General features: G+C 43.1%; 6 protein-coding genes. 4 read left to right on the forward strand and 2 right to left on the reverse strand.

Annotated features, from left to right (window positions below):
* Window positions 1-264: 264 nt before the first annotated feature.
* The 4 genes from IQQ51_RS21205 to IQQ51_RS21220 all read left to right on the forward strand — a co-directional run bounded on the left by IQQ51_RS21205 (window position 265) and on the right by IQQ51_RS21220 (window position 5,423).
* Window positions 265-882: an NAD(P)H-dependent oxidoreductase gene (locus IQQ51_RS21205; RefSeq protein WP_046223961.1), complete on the forward strand. Its 618-nt coding sequence runs from the start codon at window positions 265-267 to the stop codon at window positions 880-882.
* Entirely contained in the window at window positions 882-2,807 is a 1,926-nt protein-coding gene (locus IQQ51_RS21210) for a monovalent cation:proton antiporter-2 (CPA2) family protein (RefSeq protein ID WP_048608770.1), read from the forward strand. The genes IQQ51_RS21205 and IQQ51_RS21210 overlap by 1 nt, the downstream gene beginning before the upstream one ends.
* 538 nt (window positions 2,808-3,345) lie before the next feature.
* A complete protein-coding gene (locus IQQ51_RS21215; RefSeq protein ID WP_046223963.1) occupies window positions 3,346-4,569 on the forward strand; it encodes a DUF819 domain-containing protein in 1,224 nt (407 codons plus the stop codon).
* A 506-nt stretch (window positions 4,570-5,075) separates the two neighbouring features.
* Window positions 5,076-5,423 carry a hypothetical protein gene (locus IQQ51_RS21220; protein ID WP_048608772.1) on the forward strand — a complete coding sequence of 116 codons (348 nt, stop codon included), beginning with the start codon at window positions 5,076-5,078 and terminating at the stop codon, window positions 5,421-5,423.
* Between the two features lie 233 nt (window positions 5,424-5,656).
* Here IQQ51_RS21220 and IQQ51_RS21225 read toward each other — a convergent pair whose 3' ends face one another.
* Both IQQ51_RS21225 and IQQ51_RS27475 read right to left on the reverse strand, forming a co-directional pair.
* Window positions 5,657-6,481, reverse strand: coding sequence for a hypothetical protein (locus IQQ51_RS21225; protein ID WP_193842059.1), 825 nt, complete (start codon window positions 6,479-6,481; stop codon window positions 5,657-5,659).
* Window positions 6,482-6,677: 196 nt separating this feature from the next.
* On the reverse strand, window positions 6,678-7,026 hold a 349-nt coding region (locus tag IQQ51_RS27475), incomplete at its 5' end, for a zinc-binding dehydrogenase (RefSeq protein ID WP_228010443.1).

Genomic DNA, 7,026 nt, shown 5'->3' on the forward strand with positions numbered 1-7,026 from the left:
TGGATTATTTACATTACCCACCAACGGTGACATAAAATGCCCATATTCGCTTTTACTATTCGTGAATAATTAGTTTTACTCAGTCATCGGCTAGTTGCGCCTCTAAGACACAAAATGACTGGTGTCTTATAGAATTAAACGCAGAAAAGCACACGTATCTAAATAGAGAAGTATGGGCTAATTCGTTGTTGTTCAACCATTCTTCTATTATTGTATAACTATAATTCCAATAAATATTATTCGTTAATGGACAAAGAGGGCTATATGTCGAAAAATCGAGTCTTGGTGCTATTCGCCCACCCTTCTCAACATCGTTCTGAAGCAAACAAACCCTTATTTGAACAAGCCAAACGCGTTGACGGAGTTACCTGTGTCGATCTCTATGCCGAGTATCCGACATTTAAAATCAACATCGACCGTGAACAAAAACGCCTGTTAGACCATGACATCATCATTTTTCAGTTCCCTTTGTATTGGTACTCAACACCGGCAATTCTTAAAGAATGGCAAGACCTTGTTCTTGAATACGGCTTCGCCTACGGCGCCGATGGCAATGAACTACAGGGCAAAAACTTGTTATGCAGCATCACTGCAGGTGGTAAAAAAGATGCCTACCAAAGTGATGGCTATAACCATTTCACGATTCGAGAACTGCTTCACCCAATCGAACAAACCGCTTCTTTGTGTGGAATGAACTATCTTGCACCCTTTGCGTTATTTGGCTCGCGTACCGCGTTGGAAGAAAACCGCATTCAAGAGCATGTCGATAGCTATAAAGTGCTGTTAGAGGCGTTAGTTGCTGGCAAGATCAATATCAAGAAAGCCAGCAAAGCAGAAAAACTCAACCACTACGTAGAAGAACTAATGGCAGAGGTTAAATAATGACGGGATATTTTCTACAAGCGTTTATCTACTTAGTCGCAGCAGTTATTGCCGTGCCTATTGCCAAAAGACTTGGCCTTGGTTCTGTGTTGGGTTACCTCATTGCTGGTGTTGTGATTGGCCCAATCATTGGTCTAGTGGGTGAAGAGACCACAACCATTCAACACTTTGCCGAGTTTGGTGTGGTTATGATGCTGTTCTTGGTCGGTCTTGAACTTGAACCTAAGATGCTTTGGGCAATGAGAAACCGACTTATGGGGCTGGGTGGACTACAAGTTGGTGGCACGACCGCGATTGTAATGGGTATCGCCCTGTTCTTTGGGCAGCCTTGGACCATTGCGCTGACTATCGGTTTGATCTTCGCACTGTCATCTACCGCGATTGTTCTCCAAACCTTTAACGAAAAAGGGCTATCCAAAACAGAAGGCGGCAAGAACGCTTTCTCAGTCCTACTGTTCCAAGATATTGCCGTCATCCCTATGTTGGCATTTATCCCTCTATTAGCCTTGCCAGAATTAATCGAAGCTGCACAAAGCGCGGTCGCTTCGGCTTCTGATCACCATGAAGAGTTAAGCCTTGTTGCTGGCCTACCCGGTTGGGCATATGGCCTTGTGATCACAGCATCTATTGCGATTGTTGTGGTCGGCGGACACTTCTTGAGTCGTCCACTGTTCCGCTTCGTGGCAAGCTCAGGCCTGCGTGAAATCTTTACTGCAACCGCACTGATGTTGGTGATTGGCATTGCTGCACTGATGAGCCTAGTCGGCCTATCACCGGCTTTGGGTACCTTCCTTGCGGGTGTGGTATTGGCGAACAGTGAATTCCGCCACGAACTTGAGTCTAATATCGACCCGTTTAAAGGGCTGCTACTTGGCTTGTTCTTCATTACCGTTGGTGCTGGCATCAACTTTGATGTTCTATTCAACGACTTTGGTTTGATCATTGGCCTCACCCTTGGCGTTATGCTTCTTAAAGCCTTGGTGCTATTTACGTTGGCATTGATCTTCAAAATCAAAAACAGTGACCGTTGGCTGTTTACACTGAGCTTGGCGCAAGCCGGTGAGTTTGGTTTTGTACTACTGAGCTTCTCAGCTCAAAACCACGTATTACCTGCTGACATCGTCCAAACATTGTCGCTGGTTGTGGCACTTTCAATGTTCCTAACACCAGGGCTGTTCATTCTATTTGATAAAGTGATTCTTCCTCGTTACGAACAAAAATCTAACGACCGCGAAGAAGATACCATCGAAGAGAAAGGTACCGTTATCATTGCGGGCATTGGTCGATTCGGTCAAATCGTTAACCGCTTGTTGGTGTCGAACGATGTCAATACGGTAGTTCTGGATCACCAAGCGAACCAAGTAGACTTATTGCGCTCTATCAATATCAAATCTTACTTTGGTGATGCGACTCGTCACGACTTATTGCATACCGCCGGAATCGAAGAAGCCGCGATGCTAGTAGTGGCAATCGATAATCAAGACTCAAGCGTTGAGTTAGTGAAGTACGTTAAACACACCTACCCTAAAGTGAAAATCTTAGCCCGCGCATTCGACCGTGGTCATAGTTATCGCTTACGAGAAGCAGGTGCAGACTTCGTGGAATCAGAGACCTACCATTCTGCTCTTGAAATGGGCGCTGAAGCCTTGCGTTCTTTGGGTCATCACCCATTCTTCGTCGAGCAGCAAAAATCGACGTATCAACGTGTTGAGAGCCGTAAGTCTGAAAAACTCTACCAAGCTTGGTCTGAAGCGGAAGAGAATCCACGCTACGACAATAACTACCGACAAATCTTCATTCACCTTGAAGAAGCAATGAAAGAAGATATGAAAAAAGACCGTTCAGACAAGCACTCTCGCTCTGAACGTGGTTGGACACCTCCACCAAAAGGCTATGCAGATGGCTTTGAGGAAGAAGAGTCTTAAGCAGCATCTAGACTTCAGCTCTAGATAACCATGCAATTCAACCATCAAAGCGGCTATTTAAGCCGCTTTTTCTTTCATTTACCCCCTACAAACCTCAAATGAGCATAAGTATCAGGTGCTGAAACTCGTAATCCGAGAGATTTGTGTGATCTAGCTAAAATTTTTAATTTCTGACCACATTGCAAAAGTGGATTCAATTTTTACATTATTGAAACATTCCAACCCTACATAAACCACACCATAAACATGGCTATATATGCACTCATTCCTGCCTTTCAAGCACCCACCCAATTCATAGCGACCACTCTCTAAGGCTTGAATTACATTGCATATATCGAAATGCGCCGCAAAAGCCCCAACAAACCCATTCATCAATCAAATAAATAACGCACGACATTCACAAATTCAAACCATCAAAATTAACATAAACATTTCAAAGTATGTCTATCGTTACAATTTGTAACGAATGGCGGTTGTCGGTATAGTCCTGCAATTCAAAAAGTGAGACCTTTGCGCTCACCTTAAAGGAGATATAATAATGATTACTAATGATGCTGTAATAATGGGCATGTTAGCTGTTATTCTTGGCGGTGTTTTTATCACGGAAAGTAGCCAAAATAGCGCACTGAAAAAATTCTACTCGTTCGTTCCGGGTCTATTGCTCTGTTACTTTGTTCCTTCTCTATTGAACAGCCTAGGCATCATCGACGCATCAAACTCAAAGCTGTACTTTGTTGCAAGTCGTTACCTATTACCAAGCGCACTCGTTCTACTGATCATCTCAGCTGACTTACGCAAAATCTTCGGCCTTGGCTCAAAAGCCGTCATCATGTTCCTAACGGGTACTGTCGGCATCATCATTGGTGGCCCTTTGGCGATTCTGATTATCGACCAAGTTAACCCTGACCTCGTATCTGGCGATGTATGGCGTGGCCTTACAACTGTGGCTGGTTCTTGGATCGGCGGCGGTGCGAACCAAGCAGCAATGAAAGAAGTGTTCGAGGTTGATGATCAACTCTTCTCTGCAATGATTACGGTTGATGTTATCTGTGCGAACATTTGGATGGCCGTGTTACTTATCATGGCAGGTCGCCAGAAGAAGATTGATGCATGGTTAAAAGCAGACACATCATCTATCGAAGAGCTAAAAGAGACGGTATCTAAATACCAAGAAGAGAACGCTCGCCCAACAACCACAACCGATCTCATGAAGATCACGGCAATTGCCTTTGGTTTAACCGGGTTGGCTCACTTATTCAGTGACATGATTGCACCGTGGATCTCAACCAATGCGCCGGAACTTGCGAAATACAGCCTAACATCCGGCTTCTTCTGGCTGATCGTAATGGTAACAACGTTCGCGCTGATCGCTTCATGCTTCAAATCTACACGCAGCCTTGAGCACAGCGGCGCGTCAAAAGTCGGTTCAGCATTCATCTACATCCTAGTTGCAACTATCGGTATGCAAATGGATGTGACAGCTATCTTAGACAACCCAGGTTACTTCTTCATTGGTATTACATGGTTAACTATTCATGCCCTTCTGATGATTGTAATGGCGAAGCTAATTCGTGCACCATTGTTCTTCATGGCTGTAGGTAGCCAAGCTAACGTAGGCGGCGCTGCATCGGCACCTATCGTCGCGGCTGCATTCCACCCAGCATTGGCACCAGTAGGTATCCTAATGGCGGTATTGGGTTACGCTCTCGGTACATACGGCGCTTACATCTGTGGCCTCATCATGCAAGTTGCTGCTGGTTAATACGACTAGCGCCAACAATCTGCTGAATTTTAAATCCGATATTGGTTTGCCAATGTCGGATTTTTTATACGCGTTATAAAGAGGTAATGAAACAGCAATTAAAACTTTAAGTTCATACTTATATTTAATGATTAGAACCTACCAAACAACTATTTCTACTTCCTTCATAAACCACACTCGATTAATTACTATATTTCTACTGTCTTGGCATTGTTAACATTCAAAGAAATTTAACATCGGTTAAATTTATACATACATCTGTCATATTGCGTAGCAAGCCGTATGTGTTTAGCATCTACCCTCATAGAGAAAACGAAACTTAGAGATAGAACCCCCACGAAAAGGAAAGTATGGCGACAAGCCAAGTCCTGCAAGATTGAAAGTCGCCATACTCCGAAACCGTATAACAATAAATATATGAATGGTTATAGAATAAAGTTATCCCAAATGACTTATCTCAAAGAACCGAACACTCCCACAAAGAACATTTTCCTCTAGGAGTAGAGATGAAGAATTGGAAAGTAAAATCGACAAAGCTAGTTAAAGGTCAGTACCTAGATTATCGAATCAGAGCGCAAAGCATAAACATTGACGCGAATGGGCTGTTAGAGTTTTACGACATGGGCATCGTTGTATCTAGCTTTAGCAGTGACGAATGGTTTATCTGCTACCACACCAATGTATTTGGCTACACCAAGAAAAGCTACTGTAACCCGTTTCAATTTGCTCACTGTAAACAACTCAAAGAGATAGAAGAAGCAAGGCAAGAGATTGTCACGAACTCGCCATTAGCGCTGTTTATTAAAAACCGAAAATGTAGACCAAATCCGGTTGGTAGAAAACCAAATTTTTAGTGAGTTTAAGTTACGAGGAATATACAGAATGAGAAATATCCTTGATAAATTTAAAAAAGACATTGGTGTTTGGTTATTTTTAACACTCATCTTTGGTTATTTTATCTACGCTTCATTCAATATATGTTGGAGTGACATATTCAGCTAATTGGCTAAAGCCATCCCAATTAATATCAAGCTTTAGCCTATTTAATATCATAAGGGAAATACAACTAGTCAAATAAAGACGCCAATTAATTTTCCACCACAGGGCTGATATTAAAGCTCAACATAAAATCTGGATGCACTTTTTCGTCTTTCTCAAGGTAATAGTTCGCTTCAATGCCAAATTTCCAAGGGCGTCCATTCAGAACCGTTGTTTTACTAACACTGATGTTTAACGGAATTTCCGCCTGATCCTTATTCCAGTCATAGGTGAATGTCGGCGCAGAGCCAACCGTCCAACCACCACCTAATATCTCTACCCAAAACACTTGTGTCGATGTCTTGTTGATTCGAGTATCAGAATGGTTGGCTCCGTCTCCAGAAACGCCATACAAGTGGTTGGGGAACATACCGACAACTCGTTCACTACTCGCCTTCCCGACCATAAACTCTGGCCCGACAGCAAATTGATCCGCCGTTAAGTCACTGCTGCCCGTCGGCAAAGAAGCAAAGAGACCGAAAGCGACAATTGTACCGCCCTCCATTTTAGGCGCATAAGCTAAATCAAATGAGATGTCTGTAACGCCAGACTGATCCATATGCTGCGAGCTTGCTGGTGTATCCACATGGAAATCGTTCTGTACATAAGAGATAGCCGGGCGGAAAATGACTTTGTCGCCGTTATCCATAGGGAAAGGGAGAGTTGGTTGTAATACTGTAGCGAAACTGTCTCCTCCACCACCGTAACCACCTGAATACTGGAGCTTTAGATTGAGACTAGCGTAAGCTGTATTTGGGTTTGCAAGTTCCTTTGCTGCCTGCTCTGCTGCTTGATTGCTTTCTTGATTAGCAATCGCAAAATTCGGCGTTAATAATATTCCAGTTATTATCAGTGCGATTGGTTTACAAGTCATGAGCCCTCTCTTCAATAGTAAAACAATAAGATGTAACTGCTTATTGAGTATTTTAGAGATTACCGGGCAGTAAAATGGCCATTAAGTGACAGAGAGATAAGTTAATCCTAGGTAGAATTTGGATACAAAAATGCCCCAAATCGCTTTGAGGCATTTTCAATTAATCAGGAAGCTCGGGAGTGTTTACTCCTTTTGCTTATTCCCAATCAAGAATTACTTTACCTGACATACCAGAGCGCATCATGTCGAAGCCTTTCTGGAAGTCGTCCACTTTGTAGTGGTGGGTAATGATTGGTGTTAGATCTAGGCCAGACTGGATTAGTGAAGCCATCTTGTACCAAGTTTCGAACATCTCACGACCGTAGATACCTTTGATAACCAAACCTTTAAAGATTACTTGGTTCCAGTCTACTGCCATGTCTGATGGTGGAATACCTAGTAGAGAGATCTTACCGCCGTGGTTCATGTTAGTTAGCATGCTATTGAACGCAGATGGGTTACCAGACATTTCTAGGCCTACATCGAAGCCTTCTGTCATGCCAAGA

Source organism: Vibrio sp. OPT18 (assembly GCF_015163615.1).
Classification (GTDB): domain Bacteria; phylum Pseudomonadota; class Gammaproteobacteria; order Enterobacterales; family Vibrionaceae; genus Vibrio; species Vibrio coralliirubri.